Annotated in this window: 26 protein-coding genes; 16 read left to right on the forward strand and 10 right to left on the reverse strand. The window is 38.7% G+C overall.

Features of this window, described 5'->3' with window-relative positions; genetic code table 11:
- Positions 1-7 precede the first annotated feature (7 nt).
- Positions 8-772, reverse strand: coding sequence for a vWA domain-containing protein (locus ABJD64_RS19150; protein WP_348180642.1), 765 nt, complete (start codon positions 770-772; stop codon positions 8-10).
- Positions 773-778: 6 nt separating this feature from the next.
- Positions 779-2,515 (reverse strand): hypothetical protein, encoded by a 1,737-nt coding sequence (locus ABJD64_RS19155; protein ID WP_348180641.1) that lies wholly within the window; start codon positions 2,513-2,515, stop codon positions 779-781.
- 302 nt (positions 2,516-2,817) lie between these two features.
- On the opposite strand from ABJD64_RS19155, the gene ABJD64_RS19160 reads away from it, so the two are divergent.
- A complete protein-coding gene (locus tag ABJD64_RS19160) occupies positions 2,818-3,579 on the forward strand; it encodes a DUF481 domain-containing protein (RefSeq protein ID WP_348180640.1) in 762 nt (253 codons plus the stop codon).
- A 105-nt stretch (positions 3,580-3,684) separates the two neighbouring features.
- Positions 3,685-4,005 carry a DUF2752 domain-containing protein gene (locus ABJD64_RS19165; RefSeq protein ID WP_348180639.1) on the forward strand — a complete coding sequence of 107 codons (321 nt, stop codon included), beginning with the start codon at positions 3,685-3,687 and terminating at the stop codon, positions 4,003-4,005.
- Here ABJD64_RS19165 and ABJD64_RS19170 read toward each other — a convergent pair.
- Entirely contained in the window at positions 3,990-4,688 is a 699-nt protein-coding gene (locus tag ABJD64_RS19170; RefSeq protein ID WP_348180638.1) for an RDD family protein, read from the reverse strand. The two genes, ABJD64_RS19165 and ABJD64_RS19170, sit on opposite strands and share 16 nt — an antisense overlap.
- Positions 4,689-4,718: 30 nt before the next feature.
- Between ABJD64_RS19170 and ABJD64_RS19175 the strand changes: the two genes are divergently transcribed.
- From ABJD64_RS19175 to ABJD64_RS19220, 10 genes are all read left to right on the forward strand, one after another.
- On the forward strand, positions 4,719-5,696 hold the full coding sequence (locus ABJD64_RS19175; protein ID WP_348180637.1) for a stage II sporulation protein M: 978 nt from the start codon (positions 4,719-4,721) through the stop codon (positions 5,694-5,696).
- Positions 5,665-6,507 carry a hypothetical protein gene (locus tag ABJD64_RS19180; protein WP_348180636.1) on the forward strand — a complete coding sequence of 281 codons (843 nt, stop codon included), beginning with the start codon at positions 5,665-5,667 and terminating at the stop codon, positions 6,505-6,507. Before ABJD64_RS19175 ends, ABJD64_RS19180 begins: the two co-directional genes overlap by 32 nt.
- Positions 6,508-6,525: 18 nt before the next feature.
- On the forward strand, positions 6,526-7,236 hold the full coding sequence (locus tag ABJD64_RS19185; RefSeq protein ID WP_348180635.1) for a hypothetical protein: 711 nt from the start codon (positions 6,526-6,528) through the stop codon (positions 7,234-7,236).
- Entirely contained in the window at positions 7,226-8,398 is a 1,173-nt protein-coding gene (locus ABJD64_RS19190) for a DUF4350 domain-containing protein (protein WP_348180634.1), read from the forward strand. Before ABJD64_RS19185 ends, ABJD64_RS19190 begins: the two co-directional genes overlap by 11 nt.
- Positions 8,388-9,368: a MoxR family ATPase gene (locus ABJD64_RS19195; protein WP_348180633.1), complete on the forward strand. Its 981-nt coding sequence runs from the start codon at positions 8,388-8,390 to the stop codon at positions 9,366-9,368. Before ABJD64_RS19190 ends, ABJD64_RS19195 begins: the two co-directional genes overlap by 11 nt.
- 13 nt (positions 9,369-9,381) lie before the next feature.
- Entirely contained in the window at positions 9,382-10,713 is a 1,332-nt protein-coding gene (locus ABJD64_RS19200) for a DUF58 domain-containing protein (protein ID WP_348195906.1), read from the forward strand.
- A 289-nt stretch (positions 10,714-11,002) separates the two neighbouring features.
- Positions 11,003-11,761 (forward strand): SH3 domain-containing protein, encoded by a 759-nt coding sequence (locus ABJD64_RS19205; protein WP_348180631.1) that lies wholly within the window; start codon positions 11,003-11,005, stop codon positions 11,759-11,761.
- Positions 11,762-11,867: 106 nt separating this feature from the next.
- Complete coding sequence (locus ABJD64_RS19210; RefSeq protein ID WP_348180630.1) at positions 11,868-13,952, forward strand: DUF3352 domain-containing protein; 2,085 nt, start codon at positions 11,868-11,870, stop codon at positions 13,950-13,952.
- 110 nt (positions 13,953-14,062) lie between these two features.
- Positions 14,063-14,956 carry a hypothetical protein gene (locus ABJD64_RS19215; RefSeq protein WP_348180629.1) on the forward strand — a complete coding sequence of 298 codons (894 nt, stop codon included), beginning with the start codon at positions 14,063-14,065 and terminating at the stop codon, positions 14,954-14,956.
- Between the two features lie 37 nt (positions 14,957-14,993).
- The gene (locus tag ABJD64_RS19220) at positions 14,994-15,482 is read left to right on the forward strand and encodes a hypothetical protein (protein ID WP_348180628.1); all 489 of its coding nucleotides are present in this window, start codon (positions 14,994-14,996) and stop codon (positions 15,480-15,482) included.
- A gap of 6 nt (positions 15,483-15,488) precedes the next feature.
- Here ABJD64_RS19220 and ABJD64_RS19225 read toward each other — a convergent pair whose 3' ends face one another.
- The gene (locus ABJD64_RS19225; protein ID WP_348180627.1) at positions 15,489-16,274 is read right to left on the reverse strand and encodes a hypothetical protein; all 786 of its coding nucleotides are present in this window, start codon (positions 16,272-16,274) and stop codon (positions 15,489-15,491) included.
- A 60-nt stretch (positions 16,275-16,334) separates the two neighbouring features.
- The gene (locus ABJD64_RS19230; RefSeq protein WP_348180626.1) at positions 16,335-17,210 is read right to left on the reverse strand and encodes a zinc-dependent peptidase; all 876 of its coding nucleotides are present in this window, start codon (positions 17,208-17,210) and stop codon (positions 16,335-16,337) included.
- A 457-nt stretch (positions 17,211-17,667) separates the two neighbouring features.
- Between ABJD64_RS19230 and ABJD64_RS19235 the strand changes: the two genes are divergently transcribed.
- Complete coding sequence (locus tag ABJD64_RS19235) at positions 17,668-18,402, forward strand: DUF6090 family protein (RefSeq protein WP_348180625.1); 735 nt, start codon at positions 17,668-17,670, stop codon at positions 18,400-18,402.
- A 9-nt stretch (positions 18,403-18,411) separates the two neighbouring features.
- On the opposite strand, the gene ABJD64_RS19240 is transcribed toward ABJD64_RS19235, so the two are convergent.
- Positions 18,412-18,648: a hypothetical protein gene (locus tag ABJD64_RS19240; protein ID WP_348180624.1), complete on the reverse strand. Its 237-nt coding sequence runs from the start codon at positions 18,646-18,648 to the stop codon at positions 18,412-18,414.
- Between the two features lie 214 nt (positions 18,649-18,862).
- Between ABJD64_RS19240 and ABJD64_RS19245 the strand changes: the two genes are divergently transcribed.
- Positions 18,863-19,555, forward strand: a complete 693-nt coding sequence (locus ABJD64_RS19245) for a helix-turn-helix domain-containing protein (protein WP_348180623.1) — start codon at positions 18,863-18,865, stop codon at positions 19,553-19,555.
- Positions 19,556-19,843: 288 nt separating this feature from the next.
- Positions 19,844-20,851 carry a ferrochelatase gene (gene hemH / locus ABJD64_RS19250; RefSeq protein WP_348180622.1) on the forward strand — a complete coding sequence of 336 codons (1,008 nt, stop codon included), beginning with the start codon at positions 19,844-19,846 and terminating at the stop codon, positions 20,849-20,851.
- Here hemH and ABJD64_RS19255 read toward each other — a convergent pair.
- Entirely contained in the window at positions 20,848-21,975 is a 1,128-nt protein-coding gene (locus tag ABJD64_RS19255; protein WP_348180957.1) for a cysteine desulfurase family protein, read from the reverse strand. The two genes, hemH and ABJD64_RS19255, sit on opposite strands and share 4 nt — an antisense overlap.
- 138 nt (positions 21,976-22,113) lie before the next feature.
- Between ABJD64_RS19255 and ABJD64_RS19260 the strand changes: the two genes are divergently transcribed.
- A complete protein-coding gene (locus ABJD64_RS19260; RefSeq protein ID WP_348180621.1) occupies positions 22,114-22,482 on the forward strand; it encodes a response regulator in 369 nt (122 codons plus the stop codon).
- A gap of 44 nt (positions 22,483-22,526) precedes the next feature.
- Here ABJD64_RS19260 and ABJD64_RS19265 read toward each other — a convergent pair whose 3' ends face one another.
- The 3 genes from ABJD64_RS19265 to ABJD64_RS19275 form a co-directional block, all read right to left on the reverse strand.
- Positions 22,527-23,840, reverse strand: a complete 1,314-nt coding sequence (locus ABJD64_RS19265; protein ID WP_348180620.1) for an ABC transporter permease — start codon at positions 23,838-23,840, stop codon at positions 22,527-22,529.
- The gene (locus ABJD64_RS19270; protein WP_348180619.1) at positions 23,833-24,747 is read right to left on the reverse strand and encodes an ABC transporter ATP-binding protein; all 915 of its coding nucleotides are present in this window, start codon (positions 24,745-24,747) and stop codon (positions 23,833-23,835) included. Before ABJD64_RS19270 ends, ABJD64_RS19265 begins: the two co-directional genes overlap by 8 nt.
- A 69-nt stretch (positions 24,748-24,816) precedes the next feature.
- Positions 24,817-25,707 carry a hypothetical protein gene (locus ABJD64_RS19275; RefSeq protein ID WP_348180618.1) on the reverse strand — a complete coding sequence of 297 codons (891 nt, stop codon included), beginning with the start codon at positions 25,705-25,707 and terminating at the stop codon, positions 24,817-24,819.
- Positions 25,708-25,801 lie beyond the last annotated feature (94 nt).

Below are 25,801 nucleotides of genomic sequence, written 5' to 3' on the forward strand. Positions count from 1 at the left end.
AATATTTTTATTGCTCAATAATATAGTCGTCGGGATTAAAATCAATGATATCAAAATCTGGTAACTCAGCTATTGTCTCCTGAAGTGCACCTTCAAGCTCTTCATAGTTATGTGCATCGGTATATGACAGCGCATATCTTCTTAAGATATTGCCGCCATCCATGCATAGTCCAATTCCATAAATTGAAATAAAAGGATAACGGAAAGATAAGCCAAGTGCTTTTTCAAAGACATCTGGGTTTGATGCAAGCCCGTCAGTTACTATAATCAGGCGAAATTCTCCATAACCAAGTTGTTTTTTATATTGGTCCAACAATTTAGCAAAAGCGAGTGAGGTTGCTGTACCTAAGGGTGTGCCACCACCCGGTTGAGTATCCAGAATGGCTTGATTGAATACTTCACGATTGTCGGGTCCTATGGCAACCACTTCTTCAACACCTTTCGAATTTTCTACTCCAAATATGGCTAAACCTAAATTTACGTCATTGGGGACCTTTTCAATAAATTTTAATACTGCTTTTTGGGCTCCCTTTATTTTTTTTTCACCTGAACATACTTCATTCATGCTCCCGCTGCCATCGAATAAAAAATAAAAATTCCTTGTTTGGGCGGCTTCTCCTTTTTCTTCATCGAAAAAAATTTCCTCCTCTTCATACATAGACTCCTCAACGTCTGAAGTCACATATTGAACTTGGCTATTTCTGTTTGAATCACAAGCTTGAAAGAGAGACATAGTAGCGATAACTATGATTGTGCTATTCGTAATTTTCATAATGATTTAATCAAGAGGAACAAATTCTTCTAATTCAGCTTCTACCTGCTTGATTCTAAAAACCACTCTGCGGTTTGCCGCCCACTCAGCTTTGGTTCTCGGTGGGTTATATTTGGGGTTTTGAACACCGATACCAACCGCCAAGAACTGCGATTCATCAATGTTTATTCCTTTATTTTTACAATATTTTAAAAAATTCTTTCTAACTGTTTGCGAGCGTTCAAGCGATAAAGTCTTAACCCGTTGCTTCATTTGTCCAATTTCAGCTTTGGATTTGCTACCCGGTTTACCATCTCTCACATCTTTTTCTGCCTTTAAAATTCCTAAAGGATCTGAATGGCCTTCGATAATTACAAGCGCACCCCCATTGGTCTCTGCGATATCCAATGCCAGGGCAAAATCTTTAGCATATTGTGATACGGTAAAATCACTTTGATTGGGTTCGAAATTGATTTCGACTACGAATAGTGTTCCTTCATCTTCCCAGTTTGTAGATTCAGCCTTAATTTGATTCTCGATGATTTTTGCCGTTTTTTTCTGGTCAAATTTCGGTTTCACCACGTTGGTTGAGCTTTTTGCGTACTTTAATCCAGATGCCAATCCGGGGTAATCCCAATTCGCTGAATGAATGGTGGTACTCGCTGGCATCAAACCAATAGTTTTAAAAGATCTTTGAATCTCCCTGTTCAGTGATTTAAAATTACGGTTTGTTCCGACTCCGGTAAAAAAAGAGACATTACCGTTGTAACCGACAAATTCACAATCACCTAATAAGGCTTCTGCATCTGAAGTAAATTGAGAAGACCCTAATAATACCTCTGCCGACTTGCTCATCAACTGCCTGTATTTTGACTGGTTACTTGATTTATTCTTTATCAAATTTTTTAAGTTCTCCTCAGATATCATTAATGATTTCACCAGTTTTTGAACTTCTCTTTTGTTGGCATCGAAATAATCCTTTCTTACTGCATATACATCCGCAATTACTCTACTAGCCGTTTTTGTAGAAAGCAAGATTTTAGATCCTTTTACAGATCCTTCTGAACCGGTGCCAACTGTACCATTAGAGGTTAATAAAAGGGCATCGGGAATAATGGACATAACGGCATCTAGTGATGAACTTTCCTGAAATGCCGTTACAGGATCAACAATCTTACCGCCCTCCAAATCAGTTATTGTCAACTGTGGCAACCACTTAAATGTGACAGCATTCAGCCTGTTAGATTTAGCAAAGAGATTGGCTGCATAATCCATGTGAGGTCCATAAAGTTGCAAGCCAACAGTTTTTATATTTTTCAAATTCTTGCCAGACCTGACAACCATTGCATCGCCACCGACTGACCAGGTGAGTTGATAGATAACAACTAATTCAGTTCCGCTATTTCTGAAAGCATCAGAAGCGGCATTGATCATGCCCATAGTACCTCTTAAATAGGGTGTTTCACCAGAAACACACATTTGAACTTGCTTCTTAAAATCGTCTTCACGAAACAAACTCACATTTAACCCCTCGTTCTTAAAAGTGCCATCCATGTCTGCCAATACCGTTGCTACATCACCCCCCCAGGTTATCAAAGGGAGTTTTATTGTGGAGGAACTCTTGATAGACCTAAGATTTGGACTGACCGTTTCCGAAAGAGGTTTTACCGTTTGATAATTAATATTCTGCGCATTAATATCCAAATAGCTCATTGAGACTAAGAGGAAGAATATATAGCTGAATTGTACAATAATTTTTTTCATTTCATATCATTTATAATCTCGCAATATCGCAATTTTGACCACCTATGCCAATTTTGATAAAGAGGAGTCCACTGGTATCTACATTAGGTTGAACCAATAATTACTCAACTCTGGCGGGTAATAATATTCATATTACATTCTTCTACAATAATATGTATATTTTCCCTTATTAGTGATTATGTCCAAAAATACAAAATGCAGACGCCTAAGCACATTTCAAGTCTTGAGATAGACTTTGATCAAAAGGTTAAATTCTTAATATTCGTACATCAATCTTGCAGTTGTTGTTGATATAGATAAGCATGAAAAATTCAATTTTGGTCGTGATAGCCTTACTTGTGAGTAACAATCTACTGGCTCAAATTGTAAATGTTGAGTCAAAACGAATGCAAACGGACTCTTCAAGGATTAAGTTTAGAGGAGATCTTTCAACTAGCTATGTCAACAATGATGGAAACTACATTATTAATATAAAAAGTAATGTGGTTTCTCAATACAGGTCTAAAGATCAAAAGTCAATCTTTTTTTTTATAGGTAACTATGGAATAATCCGAGCGGAAGAACAAGATTTTAATAATACCTGGTTCTTTCATCTGCGCCACAACTATCAAATTTCAAAAAGACTTCAAACAGAACTTTTTATTCAAAATCAGTACAATGAATTATTGGATGTAACAACAAGAAATTTATTTGGCGCTGGTTTGCGATTGAAGGTGATCTCAAAAGAATACTTAAGCATGCATATAGGGAATGCTTACATGTATGAAATTGAAAATAGCAATACACTTAATGAACACTTTCTGAACCATAGGAATAGTACATATTTGTCTTTATCTGTGACCACACCGAATAGTAAATTAGAAATAATCAATACTATTTATTTTCAGCCACTTTACACTTGTTTTGATGACTTCACCGTTCTTGAACAATTAAAAGTAGATGTTGAAATAAGTAAAAAAACATCCATGTTCACACTATTTAATTACTATCATGATAACATAACTCCTGAAATCCGAGCACAGTTTAATTCTCAATTAAGTTTCGGAATGGGGATTAAATTGTGACACATTTTGATCAGGGTGATTTCCATTTCATCACTTTAAGGTTTATCCTATATTCATTAATATTGTTATAGTAATACACTCGCTTCACTGTTAATAACCATTGGAATGATCTTGCGCTACCTTAGAACCTATTGGTTAACAGTTGCTTTTTTTACTTACCTGGCCTGTACTACTGTGCTTAAGAGCATTACCGGCACCGATTTCACCATGCCTTGTCTAATAAAATACTGCACTGGACATAGCTGTTATGGATGTGGTCTGACAACAGCTGCCACACACTTAGTTAAGCTCGAAATTCATCAAGCCTATGAAGCCAACGCTCTTATTTTTGTGGTACTCCCGGTGCTTGGTTTGCTAATGATCCGACACTGGATCGAATTTAAAAAAGAACAGAAAAGACTGAACACCAATCATTCCTCCATGTGAGTTTTATAGTAATCTTGAACTAAGCGCTGCAGAAAGTAATAAGCCCAATCTTTGTCATATTCGACATTGATTTTCTCAGCTATTTTTTTAGCCAATTCATGTACTACGTGGTGTTCTTTTGATTCTACACGATTGTGAAGTATTGTTCTGATTATTTCAATATCCTTTTCTGTGAGTTGAGCCACTTCAGGATACTTAATTCCTTCATGTGGATTGATGTTCATTTCCTGCCTGATTTGTTGTTTTAGATCGTCCTCAGATTTGATATTCACAACCACTGTTCCTGCAGCTAAGTCCCCTAACCTTTGGTTGTTATTGGTGAAGAAAATTACAGCAAGACCCAAGCCATAAAAGCTATCAATCGGGCGAAGCAAAAATCGCAGAAAATATGAACTGAATGAAGCTGGATTTCCATCCTTTTTCATGACTCGAATGCCGCGACTTCGTTTGCCCACACTTTGGCCATTCATAAAAAGCTCGCAGATCAAGTGATAGAAGAAGATAGGTATAAACATTAAGAACATGCCCAGCGCAAATTCAGTTGCCGCTCCAATAAACAATACTCCTATGGCGATTCCACCAATTACAAGTGCGTCGATCAGGTAGGCCAATAGGCGATCGCCTATACTTGAAATTTCAAAATTTATCTGGACATTCTGATTGGTGTTGATGTATATTGCCATTCGTAAAATTTGTAAAGCGTAAGATAATAAATGCGAGAAATCAGCTTCTTCAACAAAAATGAAAAGAAATGGGGAGAAATTGATCGTAATCTTTCTGCTTCTGCTTCCATTTCTGCGGATGAGCTTTCTGAATTTTACATAAGAGTGACGGACGATTTGGCATTTGTACAAACGAATTATCCGGGAAGTAAAACCGAATCTTATCTGAACTTACTTGCCACTAGAGTTCATCAACGAATTTATAAAAATAAAAAAAGCTCTCAATCAAGGATCTTGTTGTTCTTCAAAAACGAGTTCCCGATGATCATTTACAAACACCGGAAGTCTTTGTTTGCCTCGTTAGCTGTATTCATGCTGGCATGTTTGATTGGCGCCTTTTCGACCCACATAGATGAGAAATTCCCCCGACTGATAATGGGCGACCAGTATGTAGACATGACCATAGAAAACATTGAGAACGGTAATCCTATGGGGGTGTATGAAAGTATGGATCCGGTATCTATGTTTTTTTATATCACCTTCAACAATGTTCGAGTATCTTTTTTGGTATTCGCCGCAGGTATTTTCTTTTCGGTTCTGACAGGATTCCTGTTGTTTAAAAACGGGGTGATGCTCGGTTGTTTTCAATATTTCTTCTATACTAAGAAGCTCTTGTACATTTCTGCCCTCACTATTTGGGTGCATGGCACCTTGGAGATTGCGTCAATCGTAATAGCCGGCGGAGCCGGCATGGCGTTAGGCAATAGCATTATGTTTCCTGGAACTTACTCCAGACTGTACAGTTTTCAGACCGCTGCAAAAGAAAGTGTCAAAATCATCGCAGGGTTGGTTCCTTTATTCATAATAGCAGGTTTCTTAGAGGGTTTCGTCACGCGGTACTCCAATGTGTCTACGGTACCAGCTATTTTTATTATTATTTTTTCACTGGCATTTTTATTTTTTTACTTCATATACTACCCTTATAAACTTCACCTCAATGAACAGAATCAACTTCAAACAGGAACGTGACCTGGGAGCGACGTTGCAAGACGCTTCGACTTTTATCAAGCAAAATTTCGTGAAAATCATGAAGCCGACTTTGATTGTCGCCATTATTCCCATGCTGATAGGTACATTCTTTATGGTAACCGCCATGCAAACTATGTACAGCGATATCGGGGCTATGTCAGACCCACTGGAGATGTACTCAAATATGGCCGGTATGGTTCCTGCCTATTTTCTCATCATGATTGCCTATGTCGTAGCCTATATCATGTTCATCGCATATATCAAGCTCTACGCGGCGGGACAGGAAGATATCACATTGAGTGATCTAACCCCGATACTAAAGTCAAAAGCACTTTCTCTTACTTTTTCCTGGATTGCACTTGTGATCCTCATGTATGTAGGCATGTTTCTTTGTCTAATACCAGGCATATATTTGGGCGTTGTATTTGCACATTTCTTCGTGATTTCAATAATAGAAGAAAGCGGATTTGGCGCTACATGGAAGAGATCATTTTTCCTCATAAAGGATAATTGGTGGTCTTCTTTTGGGTTGTACATTGTCACCTATTTGATCGCAATTGGAATCATGATTGTGGTTTATATTCCTACCTATTCTATAATGGCCATGGAACTCTTTTCAGCAGCTAAAGAAAATGATCCGGCTCAGATGATGAATACGATGTCAACCACCATGTCGTACATTATGCCTTTTTATTACTTGATCGCATTAGTCATGATGCTGTTGTTTGCGGTGGTATCTTCCTTAAGATATTATTCTTTGGTTGAGATAAAAGACGGTACCGGTGAAAAGGAACTTATAGACCAGATCTAGACAAACGAATTAGTACTGTTGAAATCCGTATTAACCATTTTGTTTCTTGCATGTTCAATGACGACTTCTTTTGGAGCCATAGACTCCATCTATGTAGAGTCGAATAGAAACTTTGATCAAATTGAGCTGGAGGCATACAGGTCTAATCCGGATTTCTCTTATATCCACGAAAGTCAGACCATACATTGGTGGGATGGAATTTATGAGTGGTTGGTTAATTTCCTGAGCGATTGGTTTGAGGACAAGGATTCGGTAGCAATAGGGGGTCTCTTGTACATAGTTACCAAAATTGCATTGTGGACGTTGATGATACTTGCTATAGGCTTGCTGGCCTATAGTTTATATAAAAACGGTGTGTTTGGAGTGATAGGCCGAAAGAGGCAGGCACTTGATCTTTCATTTAGCGAGTTAGAAGACCAAGTGTTAGAGACCGATTGGCAGCAATTGATTGGCAAAGCCGTAGCCAATCAGCAATTTAATGTAGCGATCAGGCTACATTTCCTTCAGCTTTTGCAATCACTTAATTCAGTCAATCAAATTGAATGGAACAAATCGAAGTCAATAAGGGATTACCAACGTGAGCTTTCAGCTCAATACAATCAGGGCTTCGTCGCACTGGCAAGATATTATCAATATTCATGGTTTGGAGATGTACAAATAGATGAGTCTCATTTCAACCAAATGCAAGACGAATTTAATTCTTTTAACTCGAGTCTCAATGTGGAGTAAATACAAGTATTTCATCTTGTCAGGGTTGGCTATGGCAGCCCTTGGAGCATTGGAAGCCATGAAGCCAAAGGAAACCTTGTGGCTGGAATCATATTCTAAATTTGATAAGGTTCCATATGGAAATTACATCTTGTACAAACAACTCGGAAATCTGTTTAATGAAGCACCTAAACCTTCATTTGAGCCTTTGAAGGCTACACTCAATGACACTCTATCGAACACTAATCTGATCATAATCAACAATTCTTTCGAAGCTGAACAAAACGAGGTTGATGCGCTCTTGAATTTCGTAAACAACGGAAATCAAGCCATGATCATCAGTCGACAGATCACGGACCTACTCTTGGATACGCTAGGTCTAAGCACCAATTTTGATTTTAGCCAAGAATCAGAGGTTAGCTATGGTTTGCTCAATGATACCACGAAGTTTAATGGCCCAACCTACAACATTTTATTTCGAGCCTATTTTGATAGCCTCTCGACAGCACAACCACTAGGTTACAGATCAGACAGTTTGCCAAATTTTGTGGGTCTGAAGTTTGGAAGCGGGCAATTATTCCTTCACGTCTTACCCAGCGCATTTACAAACGCGTTTATCCTGACTGGTCACAATGATAGGTATATCAGTAGTGTTTTGTCGTACTTGCCTGATCAGACCACCATATGGGATGAATACTACAAAGCCAGAAAACAATATGTCAAACAGGCTAGTCCGTTTCAGCAGGTTCTAACCACCGATGGATTACGTCAGGCACTGTACCTGATACTTTTAGCAACCTTTGTTTATATGATATTCGCTTCCAAAAGGAGACAACGTATCATACCGGTCCTGTCCACCAGAACAAATGCTACGGTAGAATTTGTGGAAACTATGGGGCAGCTATATTACAATGAAAGTGATCACAAGGATATTGGATTGAAGCGAGTGAACTACTTTTTAGCCGATATCAGAGAGAGGCATAGAATCGATACAGCTGCACTAGATGAAGGCTTTGTCCAGAAGCTTTCTTCGTTGTCCGGTGTACCCATAGAGGACATAAATCAGCTCATTACAAATTTTAATGTCATAAAAGCGGTAGATGTTGTTTTACAGGATCGAATTGTCCAACAAGATAAATTGATAGAAAACTTTTACAATAAAGAGAGAGCATATGGAAAATGAGGAACTGTTTGAGTCGAGAGTAGATCTTTCAGAAGTCAAAAGCACATTTGAAGCTATTCAGGTAGAAATTAGTAAAGTTGTACTAGGTCAGGAGAAAATTGTAGAGCAATTGTGCATAGCCCTGCTATGCGAAGGACATGTTTTGATTGAAGGTCTCCCTGGAGTAGCTAAAACCCTTACAGCCAAATGTTTGGCCAAAACAGTAGATGCCGGATTTAGTAGGATTCAATTTACTCCGGATCTAATGCCGAGTGACGTGGTAGGTACTATGATCTATAATCCAAAATCCAGTGAGTTTAGTTTCAAATCAGGGCCTATTTTTTCGAATGTTGTCCTCATAGATGAGATTAATCGATCACCTGCCAAAACGCAAGCGGCCCTGTTTGAATGTATGGAAGAGCGTCAGGTGACCGTAGATGGCATCTCCCATCCATTGGATTCTCCGTTTATGGTCATAGGTACTCAAAACCCTGTTGACCATGAAGGCACTTACAGGCTTCCTGAAGCACAGCTAGATCGATTTATGTTTAAGCTTAATGTTGAATACCCGACACTTGAAAATGAACAAAAAATCCTTGAATTGCATCAAAACATTGGTCATCGGCTGGATCTTGTTGATATTCAAAAAGTGATTGACAATAAAAAGCTGAAGTCAATTCAAGATACCATTAGCAAGGTGAAAGTTAAGCCTGAGATATTAAGCTATATCTCCAGTATTATCCACGAAACAAGAAATAATCCAAACATATATTTAGGCGCTTCACCGAGAGCAAGCCTTAGCTTGCTTCAAAGCGCCAAGACATTGGCTGCCACACTGGGTCGCGATTTTGTAATTCCGGATGATGTTAAAGAAATGATCATACCGGTCATCAATCATCGAATTGCACTCAATCCCGAGAAAGAAATGGAGGGAATGACCAATCAAACTGCGTTAAAGTTTATTATTGATAAAGTGGCAGTTCCGAGTTGATCATATGCCTTTCGTGAAGATCATAGGGTCAATATATCTGTCAAAAAACTTCTTTTGGGCGCTGGGGATTTTGATACTTGCCTTTGTGCTAGGAAGTATGTCTCCCTTTGTGCTTGGAATAGCTCGCGTTTTGATGGCACTTTATGTATTAATTGTGATCGCAGAATCAGTGCAATTGTACAGAGTCAATGATGGAATCATTTCTGCAAGGAATGCACCGGCTCGATTGTCTAATGGCGATGAGAATCACATCTATATTTTATTAAAAAGTGATCTGCCGTACGATTGCAGGTTTGAGCTTATTGATGAACTACCTGTTCAGTTTCAGAGCCGGGACAAAACCTTCTCCGGACTATTAGGCTCAGGCACCGAAAAAACCATTCAGTATATTATCAGGCCGGTAGACCGGGGTGAGTACAGCTTTGGAAATATTAATATCTATATATCCACACTTACTCATATGATACAACGCCGATATCAGTCCGAAGCTGGAGAAATGGTCAAGGTCTACCCATCTATTATACAAGTAAAAAAGTATTCATTCTTAGCTATTTCAGATCATTTACAAGATGCAGGGATCAAAAAAATAAGAAAGATTGGGCATAATTATGAATTTGACCAAATCCGTGAATTTGTTACCGGCGACGATGTGCGATCCATCAATTGGAAAGCCACTGCGAGGAGTTCTCAATTGATGGTCAATCAATATCAAGATGAAAAGTCTCAGGATGTATATACAATCATCAACAAAGGCAGAGTCATGCAGATGCCTTTTGAAGGTTTGACCCTGCTGGATTATGCCATCAACTCATCGCTGGTGATGCTCAATACTGCATTCGCAAAAGATGACCATCCCGGATTAATCACTTTTAACAAAGAGGTGGCCGCCATGGTGCCCGCGTCTAAGAAGAAAACACAAATTACGACTGTGCTTGAAACATTGTATAATCAGGAAACGGATTTTTCAGAGGCCGATTATTCGAAGCTGACTTATTGGGTACGTAAGAAAATAAAAAAACGAGCGCTGATTTTTCTTTATACCAACTTCGAAGGACTTGTCAGTTTGGAAAGAGAAATAGAGCATCTCAAAACCATGGCAAGGTATCAGCGATTGATAGTTGTATTGTTCAAAAATGTAGAACTCGATAGCTTGGTGAATCATCAATCAGAAGATTTGGAAGACATTTATACCAAAACGATTGCAACGAAATTTCAACTTGAAAAGCAGTTGATTGTGAAAGAATTGAACAAACATGGTATAGACACCATTCTAACTTCTCCTCAGGACTTAACAGTCAACTCTATCAATAAGTATCTGGAAATCAAGAAAAGGGGGTTATTATAAATTGATGCATGCGACCAGGCTCTAATTATGACCATGAGCTTGTCGTTGCGGTCGTCATCAGCTTACCGTAATCGATAATGAGGGTAACAAAGATCAGGTGGAATTTTCTGTGATTCTTAATTGATTAATACATGTCTTTTGCGCTAAATCCTATCGAGTTAGAAAAGTGCTACTGCTTCACTAATTCTCACCACAAACACCGAAACACTCAACTCCTTTTCATCAATAATTGCATAATAAGAGAGTCTATATATATTTGGGGCTTGTACACCATCATATTACTTGAACCATGACTAAAAATATTTTAACTAGCCTGATCGCAGGAACTTTCATTTTGATTTCCGCGTGCTCATCAAATAAAGAAAATACAGATGAAACTTCACAAGCTGAAGTAATTGCTGAAGTTGCTGAGCCGGTTCAGGTTCCGGCAGTTTGTATTTGGGATAAAATCTCGGTCCGTGAAACTGCAGGTGCCAAAGGAAAATACGTAACTTCTTTGAGTGTAGGCGAATCTCTGTCCTATTTGAGCAAGGACTCCACAATCGAGGAGAAAACGTACGCAAATGTGCTACTCAATGATGGTAAGGAAGGCTGGGCTTTGAAAAGTTTTATTGTTAATGATGCTAAACCAGCTGTTGTACTTTCTGATATCAGTCTGTACTCTCGTCCCGACCTATTGACCAAATCTGACAAAATATTCAAAATGATGGATATCATTGCGAGCATTGAAGCACAGGGAGACTGGATGAAAATAAAAGGAAGAAGATCCGGAGCAAAATGGATGGACGAAGGATGGGTAAAATCCGGCAACATTTCCTTTGATGCGGTGGATATTGCTGGAGCCAAATTTGCACTGGAAGCATTAGCCATCGAAGATGAGACCGAGCGAGCAACAGCATTAACCGAAATTATCAACAACGGTGATTTAGCTGGTTCCAGATTCATTGCTGAGTTGGAATCTCACCTTTCTGAACTTACAATGCCCACTGAGGCGGAAGAAGTAGAAGAAGAAGTTTCAATCGAAGAACAAGCAACCGATTCCATTTGATAAATAGAACATTTGAGGGCAATGCAACCTCATAAATACTCAATGTTGGGTATGGAGATGATATCCGACATTGAGTTACTTTTTCAATTCTAATCTTCGATAACAGATGAATCAAGACAATGAGCAACTCTCTGAAGGTTCAGAAAAAAGTCACTCGCAAGCTTCATCTGAAAACCAACGATCTACAGACGAACTAAATCAGCCATCGGCGAGAAAGAAAACAAAAACCAGACTGGTTTGGTTATTGTTCATTGTCCTCCTGATCTTAGGTGCCTGGCAGGTTTATAAGCTTATCAATCCGGATGTAGCTGGACCAAGAATACATCCTCTAGGTCTTGTTCCAGAAAATGCGCTCTACATTGTAGAAACTGATCGACCCTATAAGCTCTGGTCTGAAATAAGCCAAACCAGCATTTGGGCATTACTGCAAAACGATGAAGAATGGGAGGAATATGGTCATATGATGAGCGAATTGGAAAACACACTTTCAGATTTTGATCAAGCGTTGGATATCCTCACTAACAGAACTATTTACATCTCTGGACATCCCTATCGATCCAAAGAGTCCGATTTACTTTTTGTTTTTGATTTAGAAGGACTGGGAGTTATCCAAACATGGATGACCAGCCTCGATCATGTAACCAAACGAACCTTTGGTGAAAATATCATCTACGAAAAATTAGAGGTTGATTCAAAAGAAACCCTATACTTTTCATTTGAAGATAATTACTTGATTGCGTCATATACGCACACCCTGGTCGAGGCATCGATTTTATCTAAGAATCAAGCTACTCTGACCCGTTCATTCGATTTTATTGATATAAAGAAAAAAGTACTGGGTGAAGGTTTGGTTCGTATCTATGTAAATTACAAGTCGCTCTATTCCCACCTCAGCTCTATTATAAGTACTGAAGAAATCAAAGACCTAAGTGAGAGCCTTCCATTCAAGTATAGTGGTTTCTATTTGGATGTGGATCAAGAATACCTTCTGCTAGAAGGTTATTCGAATTACAGTGATAGTCTTTTCACCTACTTAAATCTGTTTCCGGCTGCTGGAAAAGGGGGAACTGATATTGCTCAAGTGGTTCCAGCTAATACATCTGTCTACATGAGCTTTGGATTTGATTCGTTCAAGCAGTTCTATATTTCACTAGTCGATCAATTGTCAAAAGACCCGGAATCAGGAGAAGCCTATAAATCGTATGTGGCCAAGACCGAGAAATTTCTAGGAATAGAGTTGGAAGAAGATTTAGCCGGATGGGTAGATGATGAAATTGCGCTGATCCAATTCGAATCAAAAAAAGAGTCAGAAACAGCACTGATCATCAAAGCAAAAAGTGCTAATCTCGCTAAAGAAAAGATGTCATTTTTGAGCCATCAAATCAAACGAAAAACGCCAGTCAGATTTAAAACGGTAAGTTATCGCGATTACGAAATCAACTATATGGCCGTCAAGGGATTGTTCAACCTCATACTCGGAAAACTCTTCACAAAATTCGACAGGCCCTATTATACCATAATTAATGAATTTGTCATTTTCTCCGACAGTCCTGAGGTATTGAGAAGAATGATTGACGAATGGCGAAATGAATCCACCTTGGCGAGCCTCCCGGCTTATCAGAACTTCACAGAAATCCTGGGTAGTGATCACAGCGCCTTATTATACATACAGCTGGAATTATTGGGCAAGAGTAAAGATGGATTGATTGACCCTGAGACTGTCAGCTTTCTGCAGTCTAAAAGCAATATGATTTCTCACTTTCCACAATTTGGATTCAATATATCCCCTTCCGGTAAAATGTTTGAGACCAAATTACTTTTATCCATCGAGAGAGTGGATGCGGCAAATATATTCGACAATGCCATCCCTTTTCCTTCCCTGAACATCAACTATGACAGTCTCTTTCAATTAGATCCCGGAGAGCAAATCATAATAGAAGAAATTGAAATAGAAGATCTGGCAGCCAAAAAGCAATCTGAAACCTATGAGGAGGGAACTCCTAAATATGAGCTTGAAATTAAAGATGGGCTCAAACATGGTAATTACTTTGAGTATCACCCCACTGGAGAACTAAAAGTCAGGGGCAAATACAAAAATGATCTCAAAGAAGGTACCTGGAAGTACTATACCGTAGAGGGCAAACTTGAAAAAAAAGAAAAGTATAAAAAGGACAAATTGGTTGACGGATGATGAACTTCAGGTATTAACTCCTAAAGGGTCTTCTAACAAGTAGAGTTGAAAGTTTTACATGCCTAACTGAGACCCTTACTCAAACTATTATTTACTAAAAAGTGGGAGTTATGGGATACATGGGTTTTGGAATGAGAAAGGAGGTTTACACTCGTAAGCCAAAAAAAGTCTTTACTAAACTTAAGGAAATGTATGGGCAAAAGCTGGTAGGCCCAAATTCCGCGACTACCACCAGACCGCTTGGTTCAGTGTCATACGAAAAGCACAGCTATAAACCCTTTTATCAAACCCGCTTTTATAAAATTCTGAAACGGACTGTTCTGAGCGTATTAGCGATCTCACTAATTTGGACTTTTTTTATTCAGGAGCACTTTGAAAAATATCTAAAAATTCAATTTGAAGCCAAAGGGTTCAGCGAATTGTACCAGACAGAAATGTCTCATTTAACTCAACTTTTTGAAACAATTGATGCCCGAAGAAATAAGATGATTTCTATAAGATATTATCCCTGGTCAAAAGATTATGACATAAGAATAAAACACCCATTGGTGCATGAGGCCATGAATCCTGCGGATATTCATTTTTCTAGATTTGATGGAGGTAGTCAGAATTTCAGAAAGCCAAACGATGATACCATAGATGAGCACATTCTAATACTCAAACGGGAAACATCAATTATTCATGAGGAAAATTGGGTGTATGCTATGAACAATGTGGTAGCCAGTCAAGTGCCCTCATCAATTGTCAGATATCTTGAAATGGATGAGGTTGAATTCTTAGAGTTCTTGGCTATAGTAGCCAAACTGGGTGAAGAGATCGAAATTGAGGCGAGTACAATTAAGACTGGCTTTGAGCATAAAATTTTTGGATATTATGAAATCAAATACTCGACATACGAGTTAAAATCTTCGGTCGAAATAAGATCTGGATTAAAGTATAAAAAATTGATTGGTACGCTGGCTGACAACGTCTATTGGTCTCGATCAGAAAGAATGAGCTTCTGAAAATTTTAATTCATAAACATAAAACTTCTTTGACCTTATGCACGAACTTGATATCAAACAGGAATCATACTTTCCCCAAAACTTCAAATTTTTTGGTGGCCTTCTCATTTTTGGAGCCTTTCTTACACTTGGTACAGCTGAAGTATTCTCTTTGGTCAGAGTGATAGCTTTTTTTGCACTTTTAGGGTTTGGTATAGTTATTATATCCATGCGCTATGGATTAAAAATCAATGTAAAGTATAAAACATATACGGTTTATACTTTACTACTGGGGTTCAAGATAGGAAAGCCAGAATCATTCAACTACATAGAAAAATTCTATATAAATCAGGTCACGGAGAAGGCGCTGGCAACCACAAGAACAGGAGCAAAATTTGATGTCAGGAACAAGGTATACAAGGCTTTCATTCGGTTAGACAACGGAGAAAAAATTCATCTGGATACAGATAATAGCGAGCCTGTACTAATGCAAAGAGTAGACGGCTATAAAAAGATAGTTGAGCCGATTTACAGGCCTGCTGATTAATGATCTCTAAAAATAGTGACTCAATCCGATTTGAAAGGTCAGCATATTAAGATTGTCGATAGAGTAATTGTAATCAATGCGATGGGGGCTGATATCAACATCGTCGTTGCGCACATAGGTAGTGAGCCCGGGTATCTGATACCCAATGTCAATAGAAATTTTGTCAAAGTAAGATTTGAGTGGGATTTGAAGCCCAAGAGTGGCCCCAACGTTTCCACTGATCGTTGTGTGTCCGTGTAATTTTCTGGACTCTTCACCTCCCTCACAAGGATCCAGATCATCAATCGCATGACTTTTTGTGGCAAAAAATAACAATCCTGCGTGCATCCCGATGTAGGCCTGAATGAATTTAAAATCAGCCACCTTATATTTTGCGAGGAAATTGGCACCATAAACCGTATGGTTTGTTTCAATACGGTCATAGTCATTGAGTAAAGTGTCATATGTATTGGTGCCATAGTTATGTACTGAGAAACCGGCACCTATATAGGTATTCTCTGATCCTGAAATTCGCTGATATATGGCTAGATCAAGGCCTATGGATCGAAAATCAATCTCCCGTTTCGGAAACATAAAACTAACCCCATATTTAAATTCCGTATCTTCAGTTCTGATCATTGGCTCTGAAGGACCCTCTTGACCCTCTTCTTCTAAATTAATATCATCAACTATGCTGAATAATAAATCAATGATACCGCTATCGTTGTCACAAGATTGAGCCAAGAGCGAGTATTCATTAAAAGAGAGTAAAACAAATAACAAGGGGAAGGTTTTAAAGCAGGACTTGTACATAGAAAGCTTGTTTTCCACGAAAAGACAAGTTTTGTGCCAACACCCGAATGTAAATACCCACTAGACCATACAGCACTTCTTGTATTTTTCTCCACTTCCACATGGACAAGGGTCATTTCTTCCAATATCTTTTTGTTTTTTGAATGAGGACTGATCGATTACCTCAGTCATATTTTGATTAAAGACTTCAGATAATCTCTTATATAATTCAGGATGCCTCTTCTTCAATAAATGAGGCCTTTCAAAAAAATATTCACTAGCTACCGCAAAAAATTCTTGTTTGTTTGTAGCCCCATAGTCATTAATGTCTGACCTATTCGCAATGATCTCATTAGTCTTCTGATTTACAAAATCCAACCATGGGAGTGTATATGGTTTATCAGAATATCCAGGAGGGATTCCATCTACTGCTCCAGACTCCTTGTCAAATAAGTGTACAAATTCATGAATCCCTACATTCTTTTTATCATTGGATATGTCGAAGCCATGATGAAGTGAGGGTAGGGAAAGGATCATTTTTCCTTCCATAGTTCCGCTACCCACCATGCCTGTTATGATTTCCGATTGGCTACCTATGTTAAAGTCTCGATCGAATGAGTCAGGATAAAGAATTACTTCATCCAAATGGCTATAACTCCATGCTGGAAATCCAAACAGGGGAATAACTGCGCTGCTGGCTACCAATAGTCTGTCTTCCAAGGTCACATTGAGTTGGACACCAGTGACGATGATTTCATTCAAAAAATGTTGAACGTCGGTTTCAAATTGAAGTTTTTGAATGCTATTTAAGTTTTTGTAGAAATTAACCTTTTCCAGAAGGATATGCTTCCATTTTTTTGGTGTTTTGATAAGTGTTTTGGGCGTATTTGTTTTCTTTTTCAAGATGAAATAAAACAACACACCCAGCAAAACCAGAACCATAATTGCATCTACCATTCTGAGAAATTATTTGTTTATTACATGTATAATTTAATTACAGCATCGTCAAGATATCTCCAAAAATTTGCCAAGCCAGAAGTCCCAGCAATGGAATCCAAAGAAGCTTCTGAGTAACTTTAAACTGATCGCAAGATACTTTCCTTCCTGAAATTATTTCCTTAATAATCGGATTGTATTTTCCAACGAAAATCTCGGAAATGGCATCAAGTCATAAAGCACCACCAACAATAAGAACCGAAGGGTAATTCACTTGGAATTCAATTATCCGGAGCTACCGAATGGTTTGAGATGGGCTGAGAAGCTGGATTTGAATGAAAATTGAAGTACTCGATTGATATTTCAATACTACTCTGCTCTATGGTATCATCCTGATTTAAGCTTCCATATTCAAATATGAGTTCAATTGGTTTTATATTTAATCTGCAAAATTGGCTCAAAGAATATAAAACAGGAAATGATCAGTTTTTTCAAAAAAATAAGAAAAAGTGCCATCGTCAACAGCAATTTTAGAAGAATAGCACTCTACGCATTAGGTGAGATATTCCTTGTAGTGATAGGTATACTTATAGCAGTAAGTATAAACAACTGGAACAAAGAGAGAAGTGACCGGCAGGCAACAAAAGCTTCTTTGTTAGGATTGCTTAGCGACTTAAAAAAAGATTCGGCACGGCTTTCTTTTTTGCATGCGGAATATCATAAAAATACTGCAAGATGCGATTCTATAATTTCTCGGCTTGAACTCTCAGATTCTGACCCACAAAGAAGTACAATAATTAGGTATGACTTTATTCGTTTTTTTTCGCTTAATCCATCCACCGCGGCTTTCGAAGAAATGAAAAATAGCGGTAAACTCTATACGTTATCAAATATTGGTCTGAGCTCTAGCATTACTCAGTACTATACTAATCTGGATCGTAATGAGAGCTACATAGAAAATGGACATGAGCGAATCAGATTTCATATGGATCAGCCAACACTCAATGACTATTGGCTGGCTGTAAGAAAGAAGAATAATGACACTCATATAAAATGGATCGAAGACAAAGAATCCAGTACTCACCAAGCATTCGAATTTCTGGTCTATTTGGCAAAAGGTAGATTTAGAAGCAACAAACAAAAGGTCGAACAGATCAAACAACAAGCCGCAAAGCTTGTGAGACTGATTGAATTAGAGATTGAAAGAATATAAAATGTGAATTTACTTCCGGAGTATTTTATTAAGGCCCTGAAAAAAACTTTCCTCTGCCAAACTCCTCTGTTGCTTGTAACCCAAAGCTTCGTAAATTTCCCGACATGTGGATACCAATTCATCTTTTTCCTTAAGGCTTCTTTCTACAATACTCAGCGCTTTATGATTGGCCTCCGCGAGTAAACTATTGGATGCAATAAGTTTGTTTAGATTATCAATGATACTCGCTTTATCGTTTTTATTCATTGTGTGTTGATAATAATTCGTTAAACAAAGTGAATCTAACTCGTGCTGATTGCTGCAGAGCCTTAAAGGCTCGGGCAATTCTTGAGTCGCCGGACGAGGAACCTCATGGTTTGTTCGGTCACGTTATTATATTTACGACAGGGTCACAAACCTAAGTATAATATATTACACGATCAAAAAATAAGTACAATTTATTGTACTAATATATATAATTATGGACTTGAAGTTAGTCAAGATAGTTGCGATTAGTAAAAACATTAAACTTGACGATCTAGCAGAGATGGCTAATATCACGCGCTCCACATTCTACAACTATCTTTCTGGCAAAACTTCAATCCCTGCGGATACCCTGAAGACATTATCCGATATTCTGGATATTCCAATAGCTAGATTGTATAGTGAGTCTAATAATCTGGAGTTGTTGCATTCTAGTGAGCCGCCTCCTGCTTACAGCTTAGCTAAAAATGTAGGAGAGATACCACTTGTCCATAAATTTGCGCATTCAGATTATTTGTCAGCCTATAATAGCGAAGAATACTTAAAAAGTCTTCCCATATATCCTGTGCTTGTGGATCAGTTGCCAAAGGGTAACTATCTGTGCTTTGAAGTGAGCGGGGATGGCATGTCCAACGGTACCTTTGAAAGCCGCGTAACAGGAGATATTATTCTTACTCGGGAATTGCAGAAACAACAGTGGTCCACTGGATTAAATGTAAACAACAATTTAATAATTGTGCATCGAGAGGAAGGAGTGATGATTAAACGAATAACAACCCATGATGTAAATTCAGGTTTAATAATTGCTCAAAGTTTGAATCCTCAATACGAAGACTGCAAGCTATCCCTGAATGATGTCTTAGTCATTTTTAAAGAGGTCAGGTTGGTTGGGCGCAACTCCGAAATGTAAACCAGCCCGCATTGGTTCATTCATTTCACTGAATTGTTGACTTGAGGCCGCTCTGATATTTATCCAAAATTTGCTTAAAACATAATTTTTTGTAATCATGTCATGCTTTGGCAGGATGTTTAATACAATTGGCAATATCTGTAAATGAGTGGACGCTACTTTAGCCAGTACATAATAATTAATTTTTCTCAAAATGCTGCTGGCTCCAGGTGTTCTCCATCTGGAGCTTTTTTATTATTTGGCGATATGCCAGTTCTCATCTTTCTTTGTGCCAATCAAAAAAGGAACATGACAAAGAAAGGAATTTTACTCGTCAATCTGGGTACCCCAGATAGTCCGTCAGTCAAAGATGTCCGAAAGTATTTGAGAGAATTTCTTATGGATAAGAGGGTGATTGATATTCCTTTTCTGTCTCGCTGGCTTTTGGTAAATCTAATTATCACTACTTTTCGGGCTCCAAAGTCTGCCAAGGAATATCAAAAACTATGGGAGGACAGAGGATCCCCACTTAAATTTTATGGAGAGGATTTGAGCAAGGCAGTTCAGAAAAAACTGGGGGATGAATACTTGGTAGAACTAGGCATGCGTTATCAGAACCCATCGATTCAGCAAGCCATTGAAAAGCTGCTAAATAGCAATGTTGAAGAAATCAAGGTGATATCTCTCTTCCCACAATATGCGTCAGCTACCAGCGGTTCAGTGGTCGATAAAGTTATGGATGTAGTTAAAGACAGGCAGGTCATTCCGAAGATGTCTTTTGAAGGCCCCTTTTTCAATCACCCAAAAATGTTGGAAGCTATTGCTGATAACGCAAAAAAGTGGATATCTCAACACGATTACGATCATTATTTATTCAGCTACCATGGTTTGCCTGAAAGACAAATACGGAAAGCGAAAATAGAAGTTTGTGAATTAGGCGACTGCTGCAATGTATGTGACAGCAATAATCATTTTTGCTATAGAGCACAGTGCTTTGAGACTACCAGGCTTTTGGTAAAAGAAATGGGCCTATCTATGGATAAAGTGACCACCGTATTTCAGTCACGCCTGGGTAAGGATCCATGGATACAACCCTATGCAGAAGATAAGCTCAAAAGCTTGGCTAGTGAAGGGAAAAAGAATGTGCTAGCTTTCTCTCCAGCCTTTGTTGCGGATTGCCTGGAGACTACACTTGAAGTTGGTGAGACGTATAAAGAAGAATTTATTGAATTAGGAGGCGAACGCTGGGACCTGGTTGAAAGCCTCAACGTTCATCCGGCCTGGGTTGATTGTGTTTGTGATTTAGTTAAGAGCTAATTGATCAATTCAGTCAAGGCATCTACTGCATAGTCAACCTCTTCTGGTTTGGTATATTTCGAAAAGGAGAAACGAACAGCCCCGCGTGCGGGATCTACACCTAATGCAGTTAGTACGTGTGATCCAATATCAGAACCACTGGCACATGCACTCCCACCAGATGCAGATACTCCCTTAATGTCCATATTAAAGAGGAGCATATCATTTTCATCCGTGGCCGGTAGACTCACATTTATTACCGAATACAGGCTTTCCTCCATGTCACCGGATAGACCGTTGAATGAAACATCAGATATTTGGGACATAAGTCCTTCCAGCATTTGTTTCTTCAAGCCGGAAATGTGTTGACGATTTTCCTCCATATCCCGATAGGAAATTTCAAGTGCCTTTGCTAATCCAACAATGCCAGCTACATTTTCTGTGCCTCCACGCATGTTTCGTTCTTGCGCTCCTCCATGAATGAAAGGCTGTATTTTCGTTTCATGATTGACATAGAGAAAGCCCGCACCTTTTGGTCCGTGAATTTTGTGGGCAGCTCCAACGATAAAATCAGCTTTCATGTTAGCAAGATTATGCTTGTATTTTCCAACGGCCTGCACTGTATCCGAATGGAAAAAACCACTGTTTGATTTTACAAGTTCGCTTATGGTCCGAATGTCATTCAGATTTCCAATCTCATTGTTAGCATGCATCAGGCTTACAAATGAAGGGGACTCTTCCAATAATGAAGTTAGGTGGACCAAGTTAATCCGACCAGATTGATCGATATCAACATATTTTAATGCAATGCCTCTTTCTTTGGCCAAATACTCTAAAGTATGGAGAACTGCATGATGCTCTAACCTGGAGGTGATAGCTGTTTTAATACCCAGACTTTCAATAGAACTACAAATGGCTGTATTGTCGGCCTCAGTACCACCAGACGTGAAAAATATTTCAGCAGGTGAGGTGTTCAACATGTCAGCTATATTCTTTCTGCATTTTTCAATGGTTGACCTTGCTTGCCGCCCATGAGAATGAATAGATGAAGGGTTGCCAAAATTTTCCATAAAATATGGAGCCATAGCCTCAAATACTTCCGGATCTACCGGTGTGGTAGCTGAGTTGTCTAAATAAACCTTCATCATGGATTTCTTTTTTTACAAAATTGACCAATTTATAAGACAATAAGAATGTTTATTATTTTTCTATTAAGAAGACTGTGGGTATTATTTTTTCGATCAATACAGCTTATCTTTATAGGCCTATTGAAAAGGTACAATATGAAATATAGTTGCGTTTGTATTGATGACGACAAGATGTTCAACGAAATTCTTGAACAATACATCAAACATGTGGACTTTCTTGAGTTTTTAGGCGCCTATAGCAATCCCATAGAAGGTGTAATGGCCATCGACAAACTTAAACCTGACATTCTTTTTTTGGATGTGGATATGCCGGAAATCAATGGCTTTACAACTATTGATGCCCTGGAACACAAGCCCATAATTGTTATGGTTTCTTCGCATTGGGAGCATGAGAAAGAGTTGCTTGAAGCCGGTGCGGCAAAGTTTGTAATGAAACCGATCGTAAGCCCTGAACACCTGGCCCAGATTGTAAACGAGGTGGTGAAGCGAGAAGGGGTCAAGTAATTCCTTCTATCAGTATTCTTTGACCCCTTAAACCCTGCATCTTCTTAAATTTTCATCACAAACCATTTTGCCAGCGTTTTGTAATTGACCTTGGTGCCGTGCATAAATATGCCGATACGATATATTCTTCCTGCCATCCATGTGGTTCCGCAAAATCCAGCTACCAACAGTGCGATCGAAAGAGCCAGCTCCCAGGCCGGTACATCAAATGGCAATCTCATCATCATAATAACTGGCGATGTAAATGGTATGATTGACAACCAGAAGGCCATAGAACCATGAGGTTCTTGAATCACAATGGATATCATCATCATGGAAAAAATAAGAGGTAGTGTAATGGGCAGCATAAATTGTTGAGAATCAGCTTCACTATCTACAGCGGACCCTATGGCCGCGAGCAAAGCACCGTATAGTAGGTATCCTCCCAGAAAGTAAATCAGGAAGCTTCCGAGTATCGTTGGGATATCAATTTTGTCCGTAATGCTCATAAGATCAAAGGCTTTATTTTGTTCCTCGATCTGTTCTGCATCAAGCTCTCCTCCAGCTTGCATGGCCAATTGCTCCGTAGTACTAGGTTGATCAAGAATCAGGGACGAAGTCACTGAGGTCAGTGCTGTAGTCATTACTGCCCAAAGGACAAACTGGGTTAGCCCCACAGCGGCAATTCCAATGATTTTACCCATCATGAGTTGGAAAGGACGGACTGACGCAATCATCACCTCGATTATTCTGCTTGTTTTTTCTTGTGTTACTCCTCGCATGATCTGCATACCATAAATGAATATGAACATGTATAGCAAAAAGGAAGAGACATAACCTACACCAAAGGCAACACCTGAGTTGCTTTCGCTCTCATCCCCGGAATCTGAAAGATTGATGGTTTGAATGTCAACATGGGCTCTTAGATTGTCAATTAGAGTTTGATCTAATCCAGAATTAACAAGTTTTTCATCCTCAATAATCCCTCGAATTCTTTTTTCAATTCCTCCTTCTATGGCGATACCAGGGCTTTGTAGGGAGTAAAATTTAATTCCCTCCGGATTATCCAGATTGATTTTAGGGATGTGCAATAAACCGAAAATGGCGTCGCTCTCGATGAGATCCTGTTTAGTTTGTTCTACATCCGCCAATATAAATTGATAGGTAATGGTTTCTGTGTTTTCGATCTTGTTCTCGAACAAACCTGACTCATCTATTACTTGTATCAGTTTTTGATCTCCCTCTCTTGTCGCTGACCAAAACACCAATGCCATCATTCCGGCAAATAAGATGGGTCCTAAAATAGTCATGATAATGAATGACTTCTTTTTTACTCGTGCGACATATTCTCGAGCGATGATGAGGCCTATTTTATTCATGATTGGCAGGTTTTACTGTTGAAATAAAAATGTCGTTGATAGAAGGTATTTTTTCATTGAGTGATAGAATTCTTGTTTTCGAAGTGATAAAATTTACCAAATCATTCACGGAATAATCGTCGGAAATGCGAATTTCAGAACGGACTATTTCATCTTCCAGCGCGACAGTTTCCAGTACTTCAAAACCATTGTCGGAAATAGGAATCTGACCGATGTATTCAGCAATAAAAGTGTTGTTTCTGTATTGGTTTTTAATTTCCTTTTTTGCACCGTGCAACAGAATTTTTGAATGATGGATTAGCGTAATCTGATCGCAAAGTTCTTCCACTGATTCCATTCTGTGAGTGGAAAAAATTATTGTTGCCCCTTTTTCCTTTAATTCCAAAATTTCATCTTTAATCAAATTGGCATTCACCGGATCAAAACCAGAAAAGGGCTCATCCAAAATTATCAGTGCTGGATTGTGCACCACTGTTGCGATGAATTGGATTTTTTGTTGCATGCCTTTGGAAAGGTCTTCCACGTTTTTATTGTGCCAGGTCATGATATCCAGCTTTTCCATCCAGTGTTTGATAGACTTCACGGCATCAGGTCTGCTCATGCCCTTCAGACGGGCCAGAAAAATGAGCTGCTCAGAGACTTTCATCTTCTTGTATAGACCTCGCTCTTCCGGGAGATAGCCTATTTTTCTGACGTCTTCAGCGGTCATGGGACTACCTCTAAACAAAACCTGGCCGCTATTAGGCATAATGATTTGTGTAATGATCCTAATAAGTGTGGTCTTTCCTGCACCATTAGGACCTAATAGACCGAAAACACTATTCTGAGGGATGCTGAAACCTATATTGTTCAGTGCCAGATGATCTCCATAGGATTTAGAGATACCATCAATTTTAATTATGTCCAAGTCGATTGATTTTATTATTGCAACATGAGTTGCTAAAGGTAAGAAAATATTACAATTGTGGTGGATTAATTACTTGACGTACTCAAAGACGACATTACCAAGCGCAACATCGAGGTTGAATTCCAAGAGATTTTCAGCATGTGCGGAATAGCTCCGATTTACGTAAACATGATCATCTACTTCCTCAAAGACTTGGTTGAGAGAAATATTACAAAGAGGAGAACTTTTAAAATAAAGAATTGCGGGATAGTTTTCTTCAGGAATTATTATTTTTAATTTGCCTGCACCCACACTCACGTTGACCTGACAATATTCAGTGACTCCTTCGCTAAAATCCAGAATTGCTGTTCCAAATCCCACTTCAGCGATTACCACTTTTGCTTTAGATTTACTCACATTTTTTGTAATCAGATTTCCAACATCTACATTCACATAAAATGTGTCCATTGGACATTTATTAATCGAATTGTCGTCGTACACTACTTTTACGTTGGCACTTCCAGATTCGATTTTGAATCTGGACACATAAAGGTCAGACAGATTTACGAACGCATCTCCGATTCCGTATTTTAAATCGAGATTATATATTTTTTGTTCGGTCAAGAATACCTTCCAGAAGTTTTTCTCAGATTTCTCATTTCCGAACACGCTATAAGATATAGCCTGACTGAGTCCTTTTTGATTATAATCTTCAAGAAAAAGGTTGACGGAATTGGTATTATTATTTATTTCTGAATGAAAGGTTGGGTTGACTTCAGAAAAAGACGGATTTCCGTAGATCGTGAGTGGATTTTCGTTGTCTGATGGATTGATAAAACAAGTGCCTGACGTAGCTTTTAAAGAAAAAGCTACCGTATCAAAGGAGTCTTCCGCCTTTACAGTATAAAACTTCTTCAGTTGGGAGTGCCCCTTCAATCCAAAACCCAAAATCACTATTACAACAAGATAAACCCTTAGCATGTCCCTTCGTACGGAATTTTGATCATTCTGGTTGGATTAGTTCGACGATAGCCACCATTCAATCGTCGAAAATAGAATGAATAGGTGGAAATCA

It is taken from the genome of Reichenbachiella sp. (assembly GCF_039944555.1).
GTDB lineage: Bacteria > Bacteroidota > Bacteroidia > Cytophagales > Cyclobacteriaceae > Reichenbachiella.

What these genes read in the sequence shown, in the direction of transcription:
- ABJD64_RS19150 (WP_348180642.1), bottom strand. Translation starts at nt 772, where the DNA reads ATGAAAATTACGAATAGCACAATCATAGTTATCGCTACTATGTCTCTC.
- ABJD64_RS19155 (WP_348180641.1), bottom strand. Translation starts at nt 2,515, where the DNA reads ATGAAAAAAATTATTGTACAATTCAGCTATATATTCTTCCTCTTAGTC.
- ABJD64_RS19160 (WP_348180640.1), top strand. Translation starts at nt 2,818, where the DNA reads ATGAAAAATTCAATTTTGGTCGTGATAGCCTTACTTGTGAGTAACAAT.
- ABJD64_RS19165 (WP_348180639.1), top strand. Translation starts at nt 3,685, where the DNA reads ATGATCTTGCGCTACCTTAGAACCTATTGGTTAACAGTTGCTTTTTTT.
- ABJD64_RS19170 (WP_348180638.1), bottom strand. Translation starts at nt 4,688, where the DNA reads ATGGCAATATACATCAACACCAATCAGAATGTCCAGATAAATTTTGAA.
- ABJD64_RS19175 (WP_348180637.1), top strand. Translation starts at nt 4,719, where the DNA reads ATGCGAGAAATCAGCTTCTTCAACAAAAATGAAAAGAAATGGGGAGAA.
- ABJD64_RS19180 (WP_348180636.1), top strand. Translation starts at nt 5,665, where the DNA reads ATGAACAGAATCAACTTCAAACAGGAACGTGACCTGGGAGCGACGTTG.
- ABJD64_RS19190 (WP_348180634.1), top strand. Translation starts at nt 7,226, where the DNA reads ATGTGGAGTAAATACAAGTATTTCATCTTGTCAGGGTTGGCTATGGCA.
- ABJD64_RS19195 (WP_348180633.1), top strand. Translation starts at nt 8,388, where the DNA reads ATGGAAAATGAGGAACTGTTTGAGTCGAGAGTAGATCTTTCAGAAGTC.
- ABJD64_RS19205 (WP_348180631.1), top strand. Translation starts at nt 11,003, where the DNA reads ATGACTAAAAATATTTTAACTAGCCTGATCGCAGGAACTTTCATTTTG.
- ABJD64_RS19210 (WP_348180630.1), top strand. Translation starts at nt 11,868, where the DNA reads ATGAATCAAGACAATGAGCAACTCTCTGAAGGTTCAGAAAAAAGTCAC.
- ABJD64_RS19215 (WP_348180629.1), top strand. Translation starts at nt 14,063, where the DNA reads ATGGGATACATGGGTTTTGGAATGAGAAAGGAGGTTTACACTCGTAAG.
- ABJD64_RS19220 (WP_348180628.1), top strand. Translation starts at nt 14,994, where the DNA reads ATGCACGAACTTGATATCAAACAGGAATCATACTTTCCCCAAAACTTC.
- ABJD64_RS19225 (WP_348180627.1), bottom strand. Translation starts at nt 16,274, where the DNA reads ATGTACAAGTCCTGCTTTAAAACCTTCCCCTTGTTATTTGTTTTACTC.
- ABJD64_RS19230 (WP_348180626.1), bottom strand. Translation starts at nt 17,210, where the DNA reads ATGGTAGATGCAATTATGGTTCTGGTTTTGCTGGGTGTGTTGTTTTAT.
- ABJD64_RS19235 (WP_348180625.1), top strand. Translation starts at nt 17,668, where the DNA reads ATGATCAGTTTTTTCAAAAAAATAAGAAAAAGTGCCATCGTCAACAGC.
- ABJD64_RS19240 (WP_348180624.1), bottom strand. Translation starts at nt 18,648, where the DNA reads ATGAATAAAAACGATAAAGCGAGTATCATTGATAATCTAAACAAACTT.
- ABJD64_RS19245 (WP_348180623.1), top strand. Translation starts at nt 18,863, where the DNA reads ATGGACTTGAAGTTAGTCAAGATAGTTGCGATTAGTAAAAACATTAAA.
- hemH (WP_348180622.1), top strand. Translation starts at nt 19,844, where the DNA reads ATGACAAAGAAAGGAATTTTACTCGTCAATCTGGGTACCCCAGATAGT.
- ABJD64_RS19255 (WP_348180957.1), bottom strand. Translation starts at nt 21,975, where the DNA reads ATGAAGGTTTATTTAGACAACTCAGCTACCACACCGGTAGATCCGGAA.
- ABJD64_RS19260 (WP_348180621.1), top strand. Translation starts at nt 22,114, where the DNA reads ATGAAATATAGTTGCGTTTGTATTGATGACGACAAGATGTTCAACGAA.
- ABJD64_RS19265 (WP_348180620.1), bottom strand. Translation starts at nt 23,840, where the DNA reads ATGAATAAAATAGGCCTCATCATCGCTCGAGAATATGTCGCACGAGTA.
- ABJD64_RS19275 (WP_348180618.1), bottom strand. Translation starts at nt 25,707, where the DNA reads ATGCTAAGGGTTTATCTTGTTGTAATAGTGATTTTGGGTTTTGGATTG.